Below are 519 nucleotides of genomic sequence, written 5' to 3'. Positions count from 1 at the left end.
CACCCTGCGCGCCCGCCGCGAACAGCTCGGCTGGGCGCTGCCGGACGTCGCCACCTGGCTGCGCATCCGTCTGCCGACCCTCGAAGCGCTGGAGGAGGGCCGCGTCCAGGACCTGCCGGGCAATGTCTACGCGATCGGCTTCCTGCGCACCTACGCCCAGGCATTGGGCCTGGATGCCGAATCCCTGGCCGCCCGCTTCAAGACCGAGACCAGGGGCAGCATCGACACCAAGCCCGAACTCTCCTTTCCCGAACCGGTGCCCGAACGCACCATGCCCGCCGGCGTCATGGCGCTGCTCGGCGGGGTGGTAATCGTCATCGCCTATATCGGCTGGTACCGCATGACGGACGTCCAGCCGCCGCCGCAGCCCGTCCCGTCCGTGTCATCAGCCATTCCCGGCCTGGTCCGCCAGGGGACGACCTCCCCGCAGGTCGCCTCCGTCCTGCCGCCGGAACGGCCCACCGCCCCGCCGCAGCCGCTGTCCAGCGCCGAGAAATCCGCGATCACCGCCGACGACAT

General features: G+C 70.9%; 1 protein-coding gene. It reads left to right on the top strand.

Annotated elements, in window-relative coordinates:
• The coding region (locus tag HUK84_RS22585; RefSeq protein WP_176642087.1) for a helix-turn-helix domain-containing protein at window positions 1–519 on the top strand (519 nt) is incomplete at both ends.

Origin of the sequence: Nguyenibacter vanlangensis, assembly GCF_013376155.1 — a bacterium.
Lineage (GTDB): Bacteria > Pseudomonadota > Alphaproteobacteria > Acetobacterales > Acetobacteraceae > Gluconacetobacter > Gluconacetobacter vanlangensis.
The sequence above is the reverse complement of the archived record's forward strand: the minus strand, read 5'-3'. Positions and strand labels throughout refer to the sequence as shown.